Origin of the sequence: Anaerovibrio lipolyticus DSM 3074 (assembly GCF_900141865.1) — a bacterium.
GTDB lineage: Bacteria > Bacillota > Negativicutes > Selenomonadales > Selenomonadaceae > Anaerovibrio > Anaerovibrio lipolyticus.
The window spans coordinates 23,407-39,652 of record NZ_FQYW01000024.1 but is presented as its reverse complement, the minus strand read 5'-3'; the positions used below and the strand labels follow the sequence as shown (position 1 = coordinate 39,652).

35 protein-coding genes and 1 pseudogene are annotated in these 16,246 nt (G+C 45.0%); 7 read left to right on the top strand and 29 right to left on the bottom strand.

The window, feature by feature from the left end; genetic code table 11:
• A pseudogene (locus tag B6K08_RS14350) lies at window positions 1–119 on the top strand (IS66 family transposase); the annotation flags it as partial.
• 239 nt (window positions 120–358) lie between these two features.
• Here B6K08_RS14350 and B6K08_RS12045 read toward each other — a convergent pair.
• From B6K08_RS12045 to B6K08_RS11960, 20 genes are all read right to left on the bottom strand, one after another.
• Window positions 359–562, bottom strand: coding sequence for a hypothetical protein (locus B6K08_RS12045; RefSeq protein WP_039207253.1), 204 nt, complete (start codon window positions 560–562; stop codon window positions 359–361).
• A 24-nt stretch (window positions 563–586) separates the two neighbouring features.
• A complete protein-coding gene (locus tag B6K08_RS12040; RefSeq protein WP_052212044.1) occupies window positions 587–2,401 on the bottom strand; it encodes a phage terminase large subunit family protein in 1,815 nt (604 codons plus the stop codon).
• Window positions 2,370–2,900 carry a MerR family transcriptional regulator gene (locus B6K08_RS12035; RefSeq protein ID WP_039207255.1) on the bottom strand — a complete coding sequence of 177 codons (531 nt, stop codon included), beginning with the start codon at window positions 2,898–2,900 and terminating at the stop codon, window positions 2,370–2,372. Before B6K08_RS12035 ends, B6K08_RS12040 begins: the two co-directional genes overlap by 32 nt.
• A gap of 245 nt (window positions 2,901–3,145) precedes the next feature.
• Window positions 3,146–3,562 (bottom strand): hypothetical protein, encoded by a 417-nt coding sequence (locus B6K08_RS12030; RefSeq protein WP_080326227.1) that lies wholly within the window; start codon window positions 3,560–3,562, stop codon window positions 3,146–3,148.
• A gap of 39 nt (window positions 3,563–3,601) precedes the next feature.
• A complete protein-coding gene (locus B6K08_RS13865; protein WP_159446783.1) occupies window positions 3,602–3,754 on the bottom strand; it encodes a hypothetical protein in 153 nt (50 codons plus the stop codon).
• Window positions 3,732–3,965 carry a hypothetical protein gene (locus B6K08_RS12025; RefSeq protein WP_039211161.1) on the bottom strand — a complete coding sequence of 78 codons (234 nt, stop codon included), beginning with the start codon at window positions 3,963–3,965 and terminating at the stop codon, window positions 3,732–3,734. The genes B6K08_RS13865 and B6K08_RS12025 overlap by 23 nt, the downstream gene beginning before the upstream one ends.
• On the bottom strand, window positions 3,958–4,122 hold the full coding sequence (locus B6K08_RS13860; protein ID WP_159446782.1) for a hypothetical protein: 165 nt from the start codon (window positions 4,120–4,122) through the stop codon (window positions 3,958–3,960). Before B6K08_RS13860 ends, B6K08_RS12025 begins: the two co-directional genes overlap by 8 nt.
• Window positions 4,123–4,322: 200 nt before the next feature.
• Window positions 4,323–4,538 (bottom strand): hypothetical protein, encoded by a 216-nt coding sequence (locus B6K08_RS12020; protein WP_039211159.1) that lies wholly within the window; start codon window positions 4,536–4,538, stop codon window positions 4,323–4,325.
• A 13-nt stretch (window positions 4,539–4,551) separates the two neighbouring features.
• A complete protein-coding gene (locus B6K08_RS12015) occupies window positions 4,552–4,815 on the bottom strand; it encodes a hypothetical protein (RefSeq protein ID WP_039211157.1) in 264 nt (87 codons plus the stop codon).
• Window positions 4,816–4,825: 10 nt separating this feature from the next.
• The gene (locus tag B6K08_RS12010) at window positions 4,826–5,227 is read right to left on the bottom strand and encodes a single-stranded DNA-binding protein (RefSeq protein WP_039211155.1); all 402 of its coding nucleotides are present in this window, start codon (window positions 5,225–5,227) and stop codon (window positions 4,826–4,828) included.
• On the bottom strand, window positions 5,224–5,409 hold the full coding sequence (locus B6K08_RS12005; RefSeq protein ID WP_039211153.1) for a hypothetical protein: 186 nt from the start codon (window positions 5,407–5,409) through the stop codon (window positions 5,224–5,226). The genes B6K08_RS12010 and B6K08_RS12005 overlap by 4 nt, the downstream gene beginning before the upstream one ends.
• Window positions 5,410–5,437: 28 nt before the next feature.
• The gene (locus B6K08_RS12000; protein ID WP_039211150.1) at window positions 5,438–5,719 is read right to left on the bottom strand and encodes a hypothetical protein; all 282 of its coding nucleotides are present in this window, start codon (window positions 5,717–5,719) and stop codon (window positions 5,438–5,440) included.
• Complete coding sequence (locus B6K08_RS11995; protein ID WP_039211147.1) at window positions 5,716–5,979, bottom strand: hypothetical protein; 264 nt, start codon at window positions 5,977–5,979, stop codon at window positions 5,716–5,718. The genes B6K08_RS12000 and B6K08_RS11995 overlap by 4 nt, the downstream gene beginning before the upstream one ends.
• Window positions 5,980–5,997: 18 nt before the next feature.
• A complete protein-coding gene (locus B6K08_RS11990) occupies window positions 5,998–6,996 on the bottom strand; it encodes a tyrosine-type recombinase/integrase (RefSeq protein ID WP_052212501.1) in 999 nt (332 codons plus the stop codon).
• On the bottom strand, window positions 6,972–7,691 hold the full coding sequence (locus B6K08_RS11985) for an N-6 DNA methylase (protein WP_052212498.1): 720 nt from the start codon (window positions 7,689–7,691) through the stop codon (window positions 6,972–6,974). Before B6K08_RS11985 ends, B6K08_RS11990 begins: the two co-directional genes overlap by 25 nt.
• Window positions 7,672–7,905 carry a hypothetical protein gene (locus tag B6K08_RS11980; protein WP_039211145.1) on the bottom strand — a complete coding sequence of 78 codons (234 nt, stop codon included), beginning with the start codon at window positions 7,903–7,905 and terminating at the stop codon, window positions 7,672–7,674. Before B6K08_RS11980 ends, B6K08_RS11985 begins: the two co-directional genes overlap by 20 nt.
• Window positions 7,905–8,717: a hypothetical protein gene (locus tag B6K08_RS11975; protein WP_052212494.1), complete on the bottom strand. Its 813-nt coding sequence runs from the start codon at window positions 8,715–8,717 to the stop codon at window positions 7,905–7,907. The genes B6K08_RS11980 and B6K08_RS11975 overlap by 1 nt, the downstream gene beginning before the upstream one ends.
• 98 nt (window positions 8,718–8,815) lie before the next feature.
• Window positions 8,816–8,974 (bottom strand): ParA family protein, encoded by a 159-nt coding sequence (locus B6K08_RS11970; RefSeq protein ID WP_143254920.1) that lies wholly within the window; start codon window positions 8,972–8,974, stop codon window positions 8,816–8,818.
• A 2-nt stretch (window positions 8,975–8,976) separates the two neighbouring features.
• Entirely contained in the window at window positions 8,977–9,519 is a 543-nt protein-coding gene (locus tag B6K08_RS11965) for a hypothetical protein (protein ID WP_039211144.1), read from the bottom strand.
• A gap of 16 nt (window positions 9,520–9,535) precedes the next feature.
• Window positions 9,536–10,285, bottom strand: coding sequence for a rolling circle replication-associated protein (locus B6K08_RS11960; RefSeq protein WP_039211141.1), 750 nt, complete (start codon window positions 10,283–10,285; stop codon window positions 9,536–9,538).
• Between the two features lie 176 nt (window positions 10,286–10,461).
• On the opposite strand from B6K08_RS11960, the gene B6K08_RS13855 reads away from it, so the two are divergent.
• A complete protein-coding gene (locus tag B6K08_RS13855; RefSeq protein ID WP_159446781.1) occupies window positions 10,462–10,617 on the top strand; it encodes a hypothetical protein in 156 nt (51 codons plus the stop codon).
• A gap of 7 nt (window positions 10,618–10,624) precedes the next feature.
• On the opposite strand, the gene B6K08_RS11950 is transcribed toward B6K08_RS13855, so the two are convergent.
• The 7 genes from B6K08_RS11950 to B6K08_RS11925 form a co-directional block, all read right to left on the bottom strand.
• Window positions 10,625–10,879 carry an excisionase family DNA-binding protein gene (locus B6K08_RS11950; protein WP_039211133.1) on the bottom strand — a complete coding sequence of 85 codons (255 nt, stop codon included), beginning with the start codon at window positions 10,877–10,879 and terminating at the stop codon, window positions 10,625–10,627.
• A gap of 13 nt (window positions 10,880–10,892) precedes the next feature.
• The gene (locus B6K08_RS13850) at window positions 10,893–11,066 is read right to left on the bottom strand and encodes a hypothetical protein (RefSeq protein WP_159446780.1); all 174 of its coding nucleotides are present in this window, start codon (window positions 11,064–11,066) and stop codon (window positions 10,893–10,895) included.
• A 199-nt stretch (window positions 11,067–11,265) separates the two neighbouring features.
• Complete coding sequence (locus B6K08_RS11945; protein ID WP_039211128.1) at window positions 11,266–11,487, bottom strand: hypothetical protein; 222 nt, start codon at window positions 11,485–11,487, stop codon at window positions 11,266–11,268.
• Entirely contained in the window at window positions 11,459–11,689 is a 231-nt protein-coding gene (locus tag B6K08_RS11940) for a hypothetical protein (protein WP_039211126.1), read from the bottom strand. The genes B6K08_RS11945 and B6K08_RS11940 overlap by 29 nt, the downstream gene beginning before the upstream one ends.
• Window positions 11,690–11,766: 77 nt before the next feature.
• Window positions 11,767–11,943, bottom strand: a complete 177-nt coding sequence (locus tag B6K08_RS11935) for a Lar family restriction alleviation protein (protein WP_080326225.1) — start codon at window positions 11,941–11,943, stop codon at window positions 11,767–11,769.
• Window positions 11,940–12,149 carry a hypothetical protein gene (locus B6K08_RS11930; RefSeq protein WP_039211123.1) on the bottom strand — a complete coding sequence of 70 codons (210 nt, stop codon included), beginning with the start codon at window positions 12,147–12,149 and terminating at the stop codon, window positions 11,940–11,942. Before B6K08_RS11930 ends, B6K08_RS11935 begins: the two co-directional genes overlap by 4 nt.
• A 16-nt stretch (window positions 12,150–12,165) precedes the next feature.
• Complete coding sequence (locus tag B6K08_RS11925; protein WP_080326224.1) at window positions 12,166–12,486, bottom strand: hypothetical protein; 321 nt, start codon at window positions 12,484–12,486, stop codon at window positions 12,166–12,168.
• A 201-nt stretch (window positions 12,487–12,687) separates the two neighbouring features.
• Here B6K08_RS11925 and B6K08_RS11920 point away from each other — a divergent pair, with 201 nt between their 5' ends.
• Genes B6K08_RS11920 through B6K08_RS13845 form a run of 3 tightly spaced genes read left to right on the top strand, consistent with a single transcriptional unit; the run spans window position 12,688 to window position 13,302 of the window.
• Window positions 12,688–12,900: a hypothetical protein gene (locus B6K08_RS11920; protein WP_039211119.1), complete on the top strand. Its 213-nt coding sequence runs from the start codon at window positions 12,688–12,690 to the stop codon at window positions 12,898–12,900.
• The gene (locus B6K08_RS13630) at window positions 12,897–13,130 is read left to right on the top strand and encodes a hypothetical protein (protein ID WP_143254919.1); all 234 of its coding nucleotides are present in this window, start codon (window positions 12,897–12,899) and stop codon (window positions 13,128–13,130) included. Before B6K08_RS11920 ends, B6K08_RS13630 begins: the two co-directional genes overlap by 4 nt.
• A gap of 1 nt (window position 13,131) precedes the next feature.
• Window positions 13,132–13,302, top strand: coding sequence for a hypothetical protein (locus B6K08_RS13845; RefSeq protein WP_159446779.1), 171 nt, complete (start codon window positions 13,132–13,134; stop codon window positions 13,300–13,302).
• Here the strand turns inward: B6K08_RS13845 and B6K08_RS11915 are convergent.
• Window positions 13,299–13,481 (bottom strand): hypothetical protein, encoded by a 183-nt coding sequence (locus B6K08_RS11915; protein WP_039211116.1) that lies wholly within the window; start codon window positions 13,479–13,481, stop codon window positions 13,299–13,301. The two genes, B6K08_RS13845 and B6K08_RS11915, sit on opposite strands and share 4 nt — an antisense overlap.
• A gap of 40 nt (window positions 13,482–13,521) precedes the next feature.
• A complete protein-coding gene (locus B6K08_RS11910; RefSeq protein WP_039211114.1) occupies window positions 13,522–13,785 on the bottom strand; it encodes a hypothetical protein in 264 nt (87 codons plus the stop codon).
• Window positions 13,786–14,019: 234 nt separating this feature from the next.
• Between B6K08_RS11910 and B6K08_RS11905 the strand changes: the two genes are divergently transcribed.
• Complete coding sequence (locus tag B6K08_RS11905) at window positions 14,020–14,502, top strand: helix-turn-helix domain-containing protein (RefSeq protein ID WP_080326223.1); 483 nt, start codon at window positions 14,020–14,022, stop codon at window positions 14,500–14,502.
• A gap of 224 nt (window positions 14,503–14,726) precedes the next feature.
• Window positions 14,727–15,833 carry a tyrosine-type recombinase/integrase gene (locus tag B6K08_RS11900; RefSeq protein WP_039211111.1) on the top strand — a complete coding sequence of 369 codons (1,107 nt, stop codon included), beginning with the start codon at window positions 14,727–14,729 and terminating at the stop codon, window positions 15,831–15,833.
• Window positions 15,834–16,246: the final 413 nt, after the last annotated feature.

The window sequence follows — 16,246 nt, the reverse complement described above, 5'->3', positions numbered from 1 at the left end:
CCTTGCTGAAAGAAGCATCCGTCCATTCACCATCGGTCGAAAAAACTGGGTATTTTCCGGCTCTCCGACTGGTGCCGAGGCCAGTGCCGCAGCATACAGTTTAATAGAGACATGCATAGCCAACAAAGTTGATACCAAAGAATATCTGGAATACATCTTTACAAACATGTCCCAGGAAGAATCCTTAAAGGACGATTCAGTTTTGGAAAAGTATCTCCCGTGGAATGTGAACCTGCCAACTGAAGATTCATAACACTATACTATGACGCAGCCTACGGGCTGCTTTTTATTTGTTGTTGAGGCATACTATATTTTGACGCTTACGAAATGGCTGCTATAGCTTTCTCTAAAAAATTAATCATAGGCTGCCCAGTTCGGCAAAGAATAGATCGCCACCTTTTTCCCTGGCTATTTGGCTTTTGAGGGTTGTTTCCCTGGCGTAAAGGGTGGCCAAATCTGCCCTTGTTACGCTTCGGTTGGAAATCTTGTAGGACTGCGCCCCGCCTTCAATGGCTCTTATGGCTGCCTGTACACTCTCCAGCTGTGTCTCCAAACTCTCCAAACTGTTTCACCTCCTTTCGTGTGTCTAAATCCAATCTTTGCCAACACCCAGCCAGTCGTCCTCAGGCTCTTCGTCCTCGGGGTCCTCCGGCTGTGATTCTATCAGGAATCTCACGCCCAGCTTTTCAGCTGCTAGAACATTATTGGTCTCGCAGTCCAAAAGATGGTTCGCTGTGTGGCTGCCTATCTTTTCCCAAACGATGGAGGTACGGCCCTTCTTGTCCTTTTTCTCCACCCTTTGCTCGGAACAAATCTGGTCGGCGTATTCCCGTTCTATATCGCGGTATACATTCCAGCTGCCCGGCGCGCCCGGGTCTATTCCTATCCTTGAAGCTATAAAGTTTTTCATTTGAGTGGTGTCCATTTCGTAGAGAAATAACCCGAAACCTGCTTGGCTTTTATCTATAGCAGACGATGTGTATCGGGTCTTTAATGGGCGGCTGGCTCCCTTGGTTGGTACCGCCACTTCCATGTGATAAGCACAAAAAGCATATACTTCATCTGTGTTATAGCCTGAATCAATGCAGGCCAGGTTAATGTTATGTATTTCCCCATTCGTATCCGCATAGTCACGATAAATGACGGTTTCAATATCCGGCCATGTATAGACCTTACCCCAATCCACCAGCCAGCTTGTCATGTGTGGCCCCCATGCTCTTACTGAGTAGTAAAAATGGTCAAGCTGCACATCCACGCCCACGGTTAAAAGCTGGGCCGCTGCTGGCATCCGCCCCTTATCATATGGCAGGGCTTTGGCCATAACCACATCAGACTTTAAGCGGCTGCTCTTGTCCTCCCAGGGCTCAGCAAGCCATGAGTTGATGAAGTTCATCAGCAGGGCTGGCTCATCCTTGCTGACAATAAATTTTGCTGCCACATCCCCAAAGGTCAACCAGGGGCTATATATGCTATTCAGGTGAAAAGCCACCTTGGCAGGTCGTCCGCTTTTTTGATGTACACCTTGCCACTCTCCACCCCTCAACATAGCTGGCTTATGCCTATCATCTATAGATTCATGACAATATTTACATTCATAGCAGGCCGCTGCCTTGGCTTCGTTTTCATCCGCCCCATCTGGCCATTTTATCTGGCCAAATTCCAGTATTTGCATCTCCCCACAATGTGGACAAGGTACGTAGTACCGATATTGCACATCAGCAGTCAACCACCCCTGCCATATATTGCCTTTTTCCAGAGTAGGAGAGGACACCTTTACTATCTTGTAGTTATAAAAGGTCTTGGTACGTTCTGCAGCCAGCTCCAGAGGACTTGCTTCTGTACCAGTCCATTTGGGGAATTTATCTATTTCATCAAAAAATACATAGCGTACTGGACGGCTTGACAGATCTGACGCACTATTGGCCCCAGTTAAAGCTATATACATGGAGTCAAAGGCCAATTCCAAGTCCTTGCTTTCCCGCTCCTTGAATTTTTTACTTAGAGCAGGACTTAACCGTATCATGGGCTGTAAGCGTTTCTCACTGGTGAATTTTGCCAGCTCCTTGGTGGGGTAGACTACAAGCATAGGCCCCGGATCCTGTGCCACGGCATAACCTAACATATTCTGCTCTGCGGTAGTCTTGCCCAACTGGGAACCGGCGCAAAAGCTGATATCATGTACAAAATCATCGTTGAAGGCATCCATCACCTTTCTGAGGTATGGTGTCTTGCTGGTGCGCCAATGTCCCGGCGATGCGCTGTCCAGTTCCGATAGTATGCGGTACTTATCCGCCCACTCCGAAACCGTCAGTTTTTCCGGCGGTTTCAACACGGCCAGAGCGTTTAAAATCCAATCAGGATAGTCCAGCTCATTTCTTTGCTTTTTTCTTCGCCCTGCCACGGTACAACCTCCCCTCAGACAGTTCAAAAAGGGCATCGTTTACACGTTTGTCAACCTCATTTTTCGCTATGGTCACTGCCTCTAAATCCAAAGCGGCCAAATCAGAAGCCACATTATGCCCAATTTCCAGCAAAGATTTTTTTAGATTTGCCAGCAGACGTTTCAGCTCACTTTGTACCAGTGGAGCCGGGATAAATTCCTCTTTTTTTACACTGAGTTTTATTTTTTCCTGAGCGGCCTTGGCTTCTTTTAAATCCGCTTCAGCTTTAAGTTTGCGGGTTTCCGGGCTTTCCATATGCTTGCCATCAAAACGCCACTCCATAACTTTTTTGATGTCCCATTTTCCCCGCCCAGCTTTCGGCGCGCCTTTTTTCTCCCATCGTGACAAAGTCTCCCGGGAGATCTGGAAAAATTCGCAGGTGTCGGATGTGGAAAAAATGAACTTTTTTTCAATAACTACGCGCGCGCGCGATTTTTGGTTGCTTTCCTCGGTTGCCATCCGCCCCGCCTCCCTTCTGCTTTGTCAGATTGTCAACCAGTTTTTTTATTTTTCAGGGACGCAACCGCCGGGACTCGCAGACCCGTAAAAGCATTTGCCCCCAGAAGGACCCGCACCCCCGGGGGGTGGCAAAATAAAAAGGACACCGCGTGGCGCGATGCCCTAAAGCCCTTATGTTGTTCTTCGTATAATCTTTCACTGTATCAATTATAACACTTTGAAAAAGTGATAATAGTTAATATTAATCACTCGACAATTTTTATTAATCCCTCTTGTATTGCCACCATCTGCGCGTACTCTCTTATGCGCCTTATCGTGTTCTGATACTTGCTCTGACTCATACAAAGCTTTCGACAAGTGACACGATAATGCTCACGTCTTTTATACCTTGCTTGAAGAACATTCTTCATGTCACCTTTTGGAATGTGTTCGTGTACCAGCTCCAACATGTGCAGCCATTTCTCTGGTTTTAATATTTCCCTGCCTTCGACCATCAATGACTTGATAGGTGTAGCATGGCGCACCGCCGTCCTGGCTGTTGGGTCTTTCCCCGTGTCCACTGTTTCCCTTTCCCTTTCCTCTTCAACTGCCACACGGAGAACCTGCTCATTGTACAGTACCCATTCCACAGTTCTGATTCTCTTGTCTGCTGGTTTCCTCATTTCGTCACTCCATACCGGGGATAATTGGCCCCCGGGTATTTATCGCCGCCCCGGGGTATTTTTCTTCTTGCCCCGGCGTTTGGCCCTTCTCCGTTCTGCCCGGTTCATTGGCGGGATATAATCCATCATGCCCCGCCAGTCCCTGGGGCTAAGTGCAATATTCCGCAGTCTAAGATATTCCTTCATCTTCATGGCTATCCTTCTCCTTGCCTTCAAGACCATACAAAGCTGTTTCAACGATGTTGTGGAGGCTTTTCAGCTCCTCATAATCCAAATATGTGCGGTCGCCATACAGCAGGGCCCCCGCCCTTACGCTACCGCTCTCGATAATGCAACCCGCCTTGTCTAAGCTGATTTTTATATATCCTTTGTTCTTGGTCTTTAGGGTGTTAATTTCAATCATTTCCCTGGCTCCTTCCTCTCCTTTTCTTCATCCCTTCAATGGTCTTAATGGCTTTATCAAGCCTCTCCATAAGGCATTTATCCCCTTTCCCCTGCAGGGCCTTTCTGATGGAGTACAGCTCCTCCAGGGACAGGTTTATGCCATATCGTGCTCTCAATTCCTTTCCTCCTTCTCCTACAACTAGTATTTGTTCTATACCTCCAACTGGTGGAGCTGGCAAAGCCTGCAAACGATTGTGTTAAAGGAGTGTTGGGTAAGGTTTAACAATTTAACAGTAAATATATGTGTATGTGCGTTTATCTATCATTTTCGAAAGGGTTGTTTGCAGGCTCAGTCAGCCCCACCATATTTTATTTTCTATTCGCAGCCTTCAGAACAGCTTCCCTTGTGTTCTTTATTGCTACCTGATGCTTGTCGTCTTTCCCAGACATCTTCCATTATGCTAAGGATATGGCACTCTCCAGCTTTCCCTTTATATTTGCATTCTGGTGAATGTCTGCAAACACAGCTGATTTCTTTGGTCTTGAACTTATGTAGAAGCTCATATAGTAAATCCAGCTCTTGCTCGTCCATGGACGCCCCTCCTTTATCCTATCCATTGCACAGGCTTACCATTTATGTATATCGTTCCACGCTCCTGACTGGCTGGTTCAGTAATTGGTTTAGTAATTGGTTTAAAATTCTTTTCAAACTCTTCTACTGTGGATGAGCCACTACCAGCCAAGTGCGGCATTTCTAGCGTGACTTTTATTTTCTGTCGTAGCGGTAATATTATAGCTCTGGGCTTCCAGGGTAAACCTTTAATGATAGCCCTGATAGCTCTTATTTTCATGCGCCGTCTTGTATTCATGTACTACCCCCTAGAATGGTATATCGTCGTCACTTACTGGCTGGCCGCCAAATCCTCCCGGGTTGTTTGGAGTGCTGCCCCCTCGGGCTTCCCCGTCTTTTTTACTTTCAGCGAACTCGATTTCGTTGGCAATAACCTCTGTAACATACCGCTTGGTTCCGTCCTGACCATCGTAAGAGCGCACCTGCAGCCGCCCCTCTAGCAATATCTTGCTGCCCTTGCTCAGATAATTGCCAACCCAGTCCGCCAGTTTTGTCCATGCTATACAGGGGATAAAGTCCACTGTTGGCCCCTGCTCTGAACTGTGGCGGCGGTCAACGGCCAGACTAAAGCTGGCCACTGACTTGCCTGATGTCGTGTATCTTATATCGGGGTCTTTCGTTAGCCGCCCCGTCAATATTACTTTGTTCATGTATTAGCTCCTTTTTCCATATATCTTCTCCTGATAAAGCCCTTTTTAAGATGACTCTCTATCCTTTCCGGTGTCCATTTGAATAATGGCGTGTTCTCTATCTTTTGCCCTGCCTTGCGCAGCCCACGGCTATAGGCTTCAAATTTCTTGGTATAGACATAAATCATTTCTTTTTGACCCATTTCTGCACCTCCGCCCCTTATTTTTTGATTATTCATAGCATTCTTTGAGATATTTTTTTATTTTTTCGCGTATTTCTGTGCTGTTAGGGCCATTATGGCGCCGAAAATGGCATCTATCGCACAATGTCGCGCCTTTTTCTTCTTCGTCAGATTTATCCGCCCCACATGGTTCATGGTGGAATTTCTTGCCCGGATCCACCCAGGCTCCACATATAATGCATTTGTCATTGTCACGGTCATGTATTGCCTGATTGAGCCTGGCTAAAGCTTTACCCTTTAGCCGGACTCTTTTGGGCTTGGGAAACATCATTTCTTCTTGCCGCCTATGACAATATCATCATTGATAGCATGGACAACATCGAGAATCAGTCCACTTACGTTTTGGCCAGTCACATCGATTTGCGCCAGATTGTTGCCTTCTGCGTCATATACACATACCCACTCTGCTTCGTCATCAGCTGCTGAAAGATATCTCAGCTTTGCTATATCCTTTCTGGCAAGCACATAGGCTTCTTCCAGCTTCTTGACGATTCCTTTTTTTATCTGCTTGGTTATCGCATTCGTAAACATTTACTTATTTCCCCTCTCTTATTCGCAATATATCCTTCTAGCGGCTCTCACGGAGTCCCAGTCGGTCTGTGCGTATATCATCGTAGTATCTATGCTCTCATGTCCAAGCATCTTTTTGACTATCTCGATATTCATTCCCCGGCGCATAGCAAATGTTGCCGCAGTATGCCGGAACCGATGTGGAAATACCTTCTTGATACCACATGACCGCCCCAATTCTCTGACAATCATTTCAATAGCACCCTTTTGTAAAGTAGCATGAGGCTTATCCATGCTAACATACAATGCAGGGTTATTATCCGTTCTGGTACTCAGATATTGCTTCGTGTATAGGCTGGCAGTCTCGTTGATGAATACTATTCGCTCTTTATTACCCTTGCCTATTACTCTGACCTCTCCACGAATCCAATCTATATCATTAACTTTTATACCTACCAGCTCACTTATTCTGCATCCTGTTGATAGAAGCATTTCAATAATACTTCTAGTCCTTATATCCGTTGCAGCGTTTCGCAAAGTCTCCAGTTCTGTTACTGTGAACGGATGCCTTGTCCTTTTGGGTTGCTTCATCGGTTGAACCGTTTTCATCGGGTTCTTGGTTATATACTCAGTATCCTGAAGCCAACCAAAGAATGAAGATAATATTCGCCGTACATTGTTGGAGTTTACAGGACTTGTTTTATCGGCAATAGCCGCCAGATAACACTGCAATTCCAGCGTTGTAAGTTGTAAAAACGGTTTTTGATGAAAATCTTTATCAGCTTTGGTTAAGACAAGTTCATAAAATTTTATGGAATTTGGGCTCAAATTTATCATTTTTTTGGCCATTATAAACATAGTTATAAGCTTATGGTTTGGATGGTCATAAACAACGATGTTAGCTTCTGCCGGTTTTACCTCCAATGGACTTATCCTCTTATAGAGGCACAGTTTCAGCTTATCCATTTGCTCTTCACTTATGGCATCAACCATGTCATTAACAATGTCTATAATCAGGCGTTCTTTTTCTGACAGCACTTTTCTAATGCCCTCCTTTCTTTTACGGGCCACAAATCCGTAGCGTATGTTGGAGTAAACCAAGGCTTTTCATATACTTCCAGGGTCAGCGTATTCCCTTGAATGACTTTCCCGGGGATTCCATACAGACTAAGTTGCAGATATGTCATGCAACAACACCTTCTGTCTATGTCTTGTGCTACAACCAGCAGATGCTTCTGTGGATTAAAACCGGCTCTCATCATTGCCTGGATGAAGGCCATCAGCATGACGCCGCCCCCACATGAAGGCTCATTCACTAAGATATAGCCCTTTTCTTCTATTTGTTTTTTGGCAATTCTGCTGTCGAAGGTAGCGGTACCACAAAGCTCTGCCACTGATGCAGGTGTGAAGAACTGGCCCGTGTTTTTGTTGTTGATACTAAGCTCGCCAAATATGGCCCCCAAGGTATCGCATATCTCATTTTTTAAAAAATGTTCTTCCAGAGCATCAACCAGCTCCCCAAACATATCCGATAATATCTGCTGTTCCTTTGGCTGGTACATGGTCAAAATCTTTTGAAATTCTTCCTCGGACTTTTTCATGCCAAGAATCAGGTCCACAGACTGTTTTATGGATAAAGCGGACAGCTGGACAAAATCAGCAAACACATCATAGGTATTATGGCTATATATGCTTTTTATCAGCTTCAGAATATTATTCTCGTGTGTATTCATGGCTCTTATCCTTGTACATTTCCACAGGTTTTCCATTGCCTGTGAATCGTTTGTTCCAATTTTCCACCATCAGGCGGTCATGGTCTTCCATTTCTTCTTCTATTCTGGAAATCCGCCCAGATACTTTGCAAAGCCCCATTATCACCATTACGGCCAGTACACCACCGGCACCAATACACATCCAAACAAACGCCTTTAAATCTAGCTCAAACACTACTTTTCCCTCCCTTGGCTTTTACCTGAAACCTTTATGATTGCCCGAATTTTGTCCTGATTCTCTGTCTTATACAGGCGGTACAACATCCCCCTGATAGCTTTCTCGGATAAATCCATTCTGGCAGCTATCAGAGGATATGGCGTAGCAGCTATAACGCTTTTTACCACATCCTCCACCTCTTTATTGCTCCAGCTGTGCTCGTGGGCCGTCATGCGCTTAGGATTGCCTAAGCCCAGGTCGTTACATCTTTTGGCAACAGCTCCATAAGACCGATGCATAATCTTGGCTATCTCGTGCCCCGTCTTTTTGCCCTCTCGTATATAATCCGCCAGCCTTCCATCTTCCAGTGGCGTCCATGGCGTGGTCTTTTTGATAGCCTTGCATAAGGTATCTTCTATCCTCTTGGATTTAACCCAGTCGGGCTCTGCACCTAAAATACATTCAGACATTTTGGAGAAGTCAATAAAAGCCTTGTTCGTCTCTGCCCACTTCCAGAAATCATCTAAACGTACAACCCGGAAACTGCATTTTCCAACTCTCTTATGGATGATAGGCAAACCTCTGTTTTTTACCCAGCTGAGCAGTGAATAACTGTCTCCGTACTTTGTACCCTTTACGGCCTTCAGTAGCTGATTGAGAGTAATATAATCGCCATTCTCCAAAAACGCTCCCAGATGTAACCTCTGCCGCATAACGGAAATAGAGTTTATGCTCCTGCCCATAATTTTCGCTATTGTATCAAGAGACTTAGTACCATAGAGCTCCGCCAGCTTATCCTTTTCCTCCTGTGTCCATCTTTTGCCTTGCATAATTGTCCCCTCCTTAAATGCTTTCCACAAAGCCACTCAGTAAGAAGGCCAATATACCAACGCCCATGCCCTGCAGCCATTTTAAAAATGTCGTCTTGTTAATCTTCATCTGCCTCCTTAAAAGTGATAATACCGCCCATATCGTTATCCACCAGCAGCACCCTTTTACCGGAACAGGCCAGCAGATACGCCATATTACAGGCGGTAGTAGTTTTTGCCACCCCGCCCTTCATGTTTACAATGGCAAATGTTCGCATAGTCAGCCCTCCCCTGTTTTTCTGATATATGGATTATCCTGCCAGGCATCGTCCAGCATGATAGTTATTACATGGGTATCGTTGACAACCACATAATCCTCCAGCCGTACCAGTTCAGGCTTTCCGGGTATCATGTCCAGATAGCCACCGCGGATCAGGGCGAAACCATCCGCCCCGTGATAAAGCCGCCCATCCATTTCAATATCGTGGTACATGGTTACTGCTATCCCTGTCGGCTGCAATAAAGGACGCTCTGCTGCCTGTAGTATTAGCGAAATGTATTTTTCTACCACTTCGGCACATTTCGGTTCAGTGGTTGTCTGTACCCAGCCAGCCTCCTTAGTATGGCCCATATATACATTTCTCTTTTCGATTTCCAGCTTACACTGGATGCGCCACATATCTTTCCGGCGCAGCTTTAAAATAAAATTACCCGTTACAAGATAATATTCATCGTCCCGGTCTATCAGCATACAAACACCCTGCTCTTTTACTGCCCGGACGACGGCCGATATTTTCACGGGTTGCAATTTTTCTTCTTCCATGACTTCCTCCTTGTTGTCATTCATCTAGACGCACATATACGGTGTACTGCATCGGGTAACCGTATTTGTTTACTCCGTTGTAGGAAAGCTCGGGGTCAATGTAATAGCCCTTTCTTTCCGGCGGTTGCTCTTTCCATCTTCTGGCATGTATTACCCTGGCACGCGGTTTTGCGTCCCGTAAATTTCTGGAAGATGAAAAACGTTTTTTTATTATGGGGTCATCACTCAAAAAAGTTTCTTCCCCGTTTTTGATAATGTACTGCGCTACCTTGTGCCAGTTTTGTGATTTGTCCAGATGTTCGGTGTGGACATGTACCCATTTCCCGCCGTTTACAATATTCTGCCAGGTGGTGGAGACAATTTCGGTGTCTATTTTCGACATTACCATGTGCAGATGAACGGCTCCCCTTTTTCCCCGGCCGACGGAAAAGATATATTTGCACTCTTGCCCGATTTTTTTGAACTGTCTCCTCATACGCTTCAAAAATTCTTTGATATTTTTTCTCACCGTTTCACTGTCCGGTTTACTCTTTTGTGGATAAGTCAGGGTTACCCACAAATCACCTGGGGAAAAGTTTGTTCTGTCTCGAAGTAATCGCCATACTTTTCTTACGGCTTCCTTGCTTTGCCATCGGAGTTGTTCGACGGGGGTAACTCTTTCGGCTACAGATTTCCCATTTTTATCTTTTCTCCCAAAACGTCCGTTTGTATATTTTTGGACTTCGATCACATTACCCCGGTCAATAACTTTTTCTAAGTAGGCCATGCCAAAATTTCCCCTTAGTGGTTCTCAAAATAATATGCTTAACGAGTCCATTTAACCCCCTCCGGGGTCTTGTTTAAAAAGAGAAAACATTCTATAATAAATATGCTTGTTATATGGAAGCTTCCTTTTATATGGACTCCAGCAGGACGCGCCAGTGTTTATCGCCTGGCGCGTTTTTGTTTCTTAACAAGATAGGAACACAGCCACAAAACTGGCTGAAAATCCTCGCACTTCTTGCAGTGGGTATCATGTATGATTGCGTGGTGTTTCATGCAGTCCACCCCGCAGCCAATGAGCTGCCCACAGATGGGGCAGACAAGGTTGTTATGTAGTGGTCTGTCATTCTGCACCGACTGCCTCCAGCTTCTCCAAAATGTCCACACCGATATTGTCAACGATGAACTCATGCAGGGCGAACTTTGGAATGCGGTACTCACTTCCAAATCTTACCGATTTCAGCCACCCCAGCCTTAGTAATTCAGCAGTCACCGCCCGGGAGGTGCGCAGCCGTTTGGCCACTTCCTCCACATTCATCAGACGCTCGGCGTTGTCCATTACAAGGCCCTCGGTTCTTTTGTCCACCTTTTGCTCCATGGTTTATACCTCCTTATGCTGCTGGTTTGGGGTTGTCTCTTTCCGGGGTAGCGGTCAGCATATACCCGGCCAGGGTCAAAATGGTCTTTTCGCCGCCCATTTCCCTGATTTTGTTGATAATCTTCATTGTTTCCAGACGGGCCTGTTCATTTTTCAGGGCCTTCATTACAGCGGTTTCCTCTGTCATGGCTATCACTTCCTTTCTTTTGGTGGAGCTGGCAGAACCTGCAAACGGTACTCTTTAATAAGGGGTATATTAAAGATGTTATGGTAAGTATTTGGCAACCGTGCCACGCGGTGTAAGTTTTATTAATAGTTTTCGGGTAAATAGCTATCAATGTTTTTGTTTGCAGGCTCCACCAGCCCCACCAATATTATTTGTTCTTTTACTCCAAGCCTTCGGCGTAGTGGTCCTCTGGGCCGTTTTCTTCGTTCATTGCATCGGCCACCCTTTTGGCCTTGTCCCGGTCTGTAGTGGAACCGTACACAATGGCATATTCTATATTGCCTATTTCTGCGGGCTTATCTGCATCCAGCAGCCTACCAATACGATAAAGCCGTTTGCCGCCCAAATCCTCGCTAATGGCTCGCCACTTCCCTTTTGCCATTCAATAATTCCTCCCTTCTTTGCCAGACATCCTCCATTAAAATGTTGATAAAACAGGCTATCCCGTCCATTTCCGAACTGTCCGCTGGCGACATATATCTGCAATTCATACACTGGGTTTCCAGACAGTGCAGCTCTTTGTATTTGAAATCAGACAGATTCGTATAAAGGCGGTCAAGCTCTTCCCGTTCCATAGATTTCATAGCCGCCCTCCATTCACCCGGCCAAAAGCATGGCCAATATCGCAACGATACCCGCCCCCATAAAGCGGGGTATTGCTTTATTTATCATGGCTGAATCTCCTGTTCCAGGCTTCCATTGCTTCCTGTTCAGATTCTTTCAGATCTGATTCAGCAAAGCAGCTGTCGCAGGTTGCATAATAGGTGTCTTTTTGGCCTTTGTATTTTGCAATATGTGCGGCCCCGCCGCAAAATGGACATTCTTTGATTTTGCTCATTGTTTTGCCTCCTTGTTTCCCTCTATAGCGAAGTACGCTTCAAGTATCATAACGGCTACCTTTTTCGCATCTTCGCTGCTAAATACAGTATGAAATCCGTCTGCCTTCATGGTGTCAGAAAAACCAATATCAAATATTACTTTTCCATCTTCTTCCTTTACATGAACATAGTCGCCCAGAACGGTTTCAATTTTCCCCTCGTACACTTTCCCGCCTCCTTCCTTATTGAGGTGGGGCCATTTTTGCCCCGCAGCATGGACAATATCTCGCCCATCCAGTGTATGGGTAACAAGCAATATAACAAATTGAACCACATTCGGAACATTCGGCTTTATTTCCTTTTAGGAATGTCCACCGACCTTCTTTCCTTTTTTCTTGCCTGTCTTTTACCCGTTCTTTGCGTGCTAAAATTTCTATCTCACTAATTGCAACCTCAAGGCCATCATTATATGATGGAATCCAGGCATCACTGCCAGATAATAAATCAGCTTTTAATAAGGTCAATGCTTGTTCTGCATCAATCATTACTTCCGTTACTTCCATTTTGTTCATCCTCTCATCCGCCCCCGGCGGTCATAATCGGCCTAATAATAGCATTACTGACAGAATAGAGAAGCCAGTAAAAATGCCTAAAACAAAACATATTAATATTACCCAGTCAGGGCCCTTTCCTAAATCCACCTTCCCACCACCTTCCTATCCGCCCCCGGTGTGGTATAATGCCCACAGAAAGGGGGTGGTTTTATGTCTTTGGAATATTTCAAGCTGGACACCAGACAGATGTGTGCTGAACATCGTAGTGAAATGCTTGAAAAAATAAGCCAGTCAAATGGTTGCTGGATATTAACCAGCGAGGAATTTGTCTTTAAACTTATGTGGGATAAGCAGAAAGATGATTTTAATGTACTAATTCCTCATTCTCAGGAGTGTTTGCTGACTCCATGGGGTATTTATTGATTACGAAAGTGCCATTTGACACTTCAATAACCAGCTTGAAGTTGTCGCCATTGATGTACTTCAATATATTGGCCACTATTTCGGCACTGACTTGTAATAAGTCCCTGGGGCCACCCATGCAGGAATTTTCTGTAACGGTAGGCTTTGGGGATTTATTGCTTTTTTTCACCTTCCCGCCTCCTTCCTATCCGCCCCCGGTGTGGTATAATGCCCGTGAAAGGGGGTGTTAATATGGTTGATATTGAAAAGCTGCGGCAGGCAGTAACCACTTACACACATCAGGCAAGTCCTACAAGTGCCAATAGCAGCACGCCTGCCACTGTTGGAGACATCAATAATCTGGTCAGTGAAACCGTCAAAGTCCTAACCTGTTTTATTAATGAACTCGAAAAGAATACTTAATCCTCCTGGGCACTATCATCTTTTGATGGTGCCTCTTCTATGGTCAGGATGCCCATTTCACGCAGCTCATTGTAGCAGCTGTATACTATGCTTAATGCTTCTTGCATTTTCTCCATAACCTCACAAAAGTGACTATCTGAGGACTTGATATGTACAAAGAAACCTCTTCCTGTGGCCATTCTCTCACCTCCCTTAACAAAGTTTTTAAATACACTAATATTAACTGTCCAATCGTTGACCTTTGATTATATTTGTTTCTTCCTCTGTGGGGCGGAGGCTGTCCAATTCCTCCGCCTCTTCTTTTGTTGATGATCTGAAACGAACCAGCAGGGTCCACTCTGGGTCGTAATCAATAGAAACATGAAACTTTTCTTCTTGTGCAGCCCATCTGAAAAAGGCATCAAAAATACTTTCCAGGGCAATAGCTGCTCTAGCTATTCCGCCACCCTTGTGGTTAATTCGAATCCTTTCTGGTTTTTTCACCTTTTCACCTCCCTTAAGAAAGTTTTTAAATACACTCCTATAGGAGTGTGCTATAGTGTCCCGTTAGGGGCATTATAGCGATTTTTGTGTGTAATTACGGTTTTGTTTTTTCAATATCTGTATCTACACACATTATATAATAATTTTTGTGTATGTCAATACTTATCCATAAAATTTTGCGTTGACATACACAGAAAAAAATATTAAAATATTTTTCAGAAAGGTGGTGACACCATGACAATAGGTGAGCGTTTAAAAACATTCCGAAAGTCTATAAAGAAAACACAGGCCGAATTTGGCAGCTTGTTAGGCACCAGTAGGGACACCATTACCAATTACGAGATTGGACGCGTTGAGCCTACTGATACATTTATACAGTTATTGGTTACTAAGTTTAGCGTCTCGGAAAAATGGCTGCGTACTGGTGAAGGCGAAATGTATGAGGAAACAGAAACCACTCTGTTCAATTCCTTCGCCAAGCAATACGATCTAAGTGAGGCGGAACAGAGAGCCGCCCGGTATTTGCTGAACCTTACCAGTGAAGAACGGCAGCAGATACTTCATCATATTGTGCGACTGGCTGAGGCTATCACTTCCACCGACCCAAAGGTGAATTTATCAAAGATTGATAAGGAGCTGGCAGCCTACAAGGAAGAGCTTCTCGCTGCTGAAAAAGGGCTATCAGCCTCAGAAGCTACAGAAGAAAAAGACGCATAATAAAAAAGCCGCCCCCAAAGGGCAGCCATGCAAAAATATATATGTTCGCCAACAGAAAGAAATAACATATTCAAATAAAAAAGAGCCGCCCCTGCGCCAACAGGAACGGCCAAAATAAGGGTGTATAATTGAATACACACCTAAATCCATTTCAATTATACACCCATTCTCATATTTAATAAAGCATACAGCTGTATGATACTTTAGGAAGGGGTGTATTTTTTATGGCTTATTTTAGAAAAAGAGGCAAAAAGTGGTACTTTACCATTGAAATTGGTGAAGGCAAGAACCGCAAGCGCAAGGAAATGGCCGGGGGCAGAACCAAAGCAGAAGCTGAGGCAGCCTATGCCCGGGCGTTGGTTTCCCTGGATGTAAACGGCGGGGCCTTTCTGGAGCCCACCAAAATGACAGTTGAGGATTTTTCCAAGGAGTTCCTGGCGGATCATGGCAGGAATGTCCACGCCAACACTATCAAATCCTACAAATCCATTTACAAAAACCATATAGCCCCAGCTATTGGTACATTTAAGCTTAGGGATATAAAGGCCAGAACCTTGCAGAATATCCTGAACGATAAGAAGGAGGCAGGGCTATCCCGGGCAACAGTTTCCTCTATTCATGCAGTTATTAAGGCCATGTTTATATATGCGTCGGATTTCTGTGAGTACATTGAAAGGAACCCCGCCCAGAACCTTCATATACCGAAATACACAGAGCCGCCCAAAGTGGTACACAGCTTTACCCCTGAACAGGTGGCGGAAATCTTTGAGACCTTCCCACGGGGGCACCAGTATTTTCTTCCCCTGGCTATTTCCTACCATACCGGGGCAAGGTTTGGGGAATGCTGCGCCATTACCTGGCAGGATGTGGATTTTGAAGCTATGGAAATCAGCATAAACAAGACCGTCATTGTGGAAGATAAAACTCTGGTGGTGCAGGAGGTTCCAAAATCCTCCCACGGTTTCCGTGTGGTTCCCATGGGCCGAAAGCTTCTGGAGATACTGAAAAGAGAGAAACGCCATCAGGCGGTGCAGAAGCTGGCAGGAAAAGGACCAAAGGACAACCTTGTGGTTCATGGGAAAAATGGCAAGATGATGGGCCCCGACGGTATTCGTCACTTCAATATATTCTGTAAGAAATTTGGGGAGGGCTTTTCTTTTCACTCCATGCGCCACACCCACGCCACTATGCTGCTGGAAGCCGGGGAGGATTTGGAGCTGGTATCGAAAAGACTTGGCCACAGCAGCCTGAACACCACCGCCCGGACATATTCCCATGTTCTGGAATCACGCAAGGCAAAGAGCCGGGAGCTGCTGGATAGTGTGCTGTAAAAAATGGTCATGTATTGGGGTATTTCAGCCCTTAAATACCAAGGCCCCACAAAGAATGATACAATCCGGTAATGTAAAAAAGCCGCCTCGTAATGAGGCGGCTTTGCTATTTGTTTATAATCATTTATATTTGCAAATATTATTGATAACGGTTTGACAGGCTGTCATTAAATCCATAAAATATTACTGAGGTGCTACCATAACGGTAGGCGGTCAATCCTAGCCCCAGAATGGGGGTATTGCCTATGACGCTATATGACTTTCTGTCTTTGGTGTTTCTGGTTGCGATATGTATTATTGCAATTAAATCATAGCAATAGAAAAACCGCCTAGCTCCCAACTTTAGGCGGTTTTCCAAAAACCAACTAATCGGGGCTGACCGCTTATCGGTAGCACCTTCTTTACGTGTATTA

Bases quoted from the DNA above. Each gene is read 5' to 3' on its own strand.
- B6K08_RS11925 (WP_080326224.1), bottom strand. From the start codon at position 12,486: ATGGAAGTAACGGAAGTAATGATTGATGCAGAACAAGCATTGACCTTA.
- B6K08_RS11985 (WP_052212498.1), bottom strand. From the start codon at position 7,691: ATGAATACACACGAGAATAATATTCTGAAGCTGATAAAAAGCATATAT.
- B6K08_RS13845 (WP_159446779.1), top strand. From the start codon at position 13,132: ATGGTTGATATTGAAAAGCTGCGGCAGGCAGTAACCACTTACACACAT.
- B6K08_RS12035 (WP_039207255.1), bottom strand. From the start codon at position 2,900: ATGGCAACCGAGGAAAGCAACCAAAAATCGCGCGCGCGCGTAGTTATT.
- B6K08_RS12005 (WP_039211153.1), bottom strand. From the start codon at position 5,409: ATGGGTCAAAAAGAAATGATTTATGTCTATACCAAGAAATTTGAAGCC.
- B6K08_RS12010 (WP_039211155.1), bottom strand. From the start codon at position 5,227: ATGAACAAAGTAATATTGACGGGGCGGCTAACGAAAGACCCCGATATA.
- B6K08_RS11975 (WP_052212494.1), bottom strand. From the start codon at position 8,717: ATGCAAGGCAAAAGATGGACACAGGAGGAAAAGGATAAGCTGGCGGAG.
- B6K08_RS13865 (WP_159446783.1), bottom strand. From the start codon at position 3,754: ATGAAGATGAAGGAATATCTTAGACTGCGGAATATTGCACTTAGCCCC.
- B6K08_RS12025 (WP_039211161.1), bottom strand. From the start codon at position 3,965: ATGATTGAAATTAACACCCTAAAGACCAAGAACAAAGGATATATAAAA.
- B6K08_RS11900 (WP_039211111.1), top strand. From the start codon at position 14,727: ATGGCTTATTTTAGAAAAAGAGGCAAAAAGTGGTACTTTACCATTGAA.
- B6K08_RS12030 (WP_080326227.1), bottom strand. From the start codon at position 3,562: ATGAGGAAACCAGCAGACAAGAGAATCAGAACTGTGGAATGGGTACTG.
- B6K08_RS11950 (WP_039211133.1), bottom strand. From the start codon at position 10,879: ATGGAGCAAAAGGTGGACAAAAGAACCGAGGGCCTTGTAATGGACAAC.
- B6K08_RS11945 (WP_039211128.1), bottom strand. From the start codon at position 11,487: ATGGCAAAAGGGAAGTGGCGAGCCATTAGCGAGGATTTGGGCGGCAAA.
- B6K08_RS11940 (WP_039211126.1), bottom strand. From the start codon at position 11,689: ATGAAATCTATGGAACGGGAAGAGCTTGACCGCCTTTATACGAATCTG.
- B6K08_RS11920 (WP_039211119.1), top strand. From the start codon at position 12,688: ATGTCTTTGGAATATTTCAAGCTGGACACCAGACAGATGTGTGCTGAA.
- B6K08_RS12015 (WP_039211157.1), bottom strand. From the start codon at position 4,815: ATGAATACAAGACGGCGCATGAAAATAAGAGCTATCAGGGCTATCATT.
- B6K08_RS12020 (WP_039211159.1), bottom strand. From the start codon at position 4,538: ATGGACGAGCAAGAGCTGGATTTACTATATGAGCTTCTACATAAGTTC.
- B6K08_RS11965 (WP_039211144.1), bottom strand. From the start codon at position 9,519: ATGGAAGAAGAAAAATTGCAACCCGTGAAAATATCGGCCGTCGTCCGG.
- B6K08_RS12000 (WP_039211150.1), bottom strand. From the start codon at position 5,719: ATGATGTTTCCCAAGCCCAAAAGAGTCCGGCTAAAGGGTAAAGCTTTA.
- B6K08_RS11960 (WP_039211141.1), bottom strand. From the start codon at position 10,285: ATGGCCTACTTAGAAAAAGTTATTGACCGGGGTAATGTGATCGAAGTC.
- B6K08_RS11905 (WP_080326223.1), top strand. From the start codon at position 14,020: ATGACAATAGGTGAGCGTTTAAAAACATTCCGAAAGTCTATAAAGAAA.
- B6K08_RS11915 (WP_039211116.1), bottom strand. From the start codon at position 13,481: ATGGCCACAGGAAGAGGTTTCTTTGTACATATCAAGTCCTCAGATAGT.
- B6K08_RS11995 (WP_039211147.1), bottom strand. From the start codon at position 5,979: ATGTTTACGAATGCGATAACCAAGCAGATAAAAAAAGGAATCGTCAAG.
- B6K08_RS13850 (WP_159446780.1), bottom strand. From the start codon at position 11,066: ATGACAGAGGAAACCGCTGTAATGAAGGCCCTGAAAAATGAACAGGCC.
- B6K08_RS11970 (WP_143254920.1), bottom strand. From the start codon at position 8,974: ATGCGAACATTTGCCATTGTAAACATGAAGGGCGGGGTGGCAAAAACT.
- B6K08_RS11935 (WP_080326225.1), bottom strand. From the start codon at position 11,943: ATGAGCAAAATCAAAGAATGTCCATTTTGCGGCGGGGCCGCACATATT.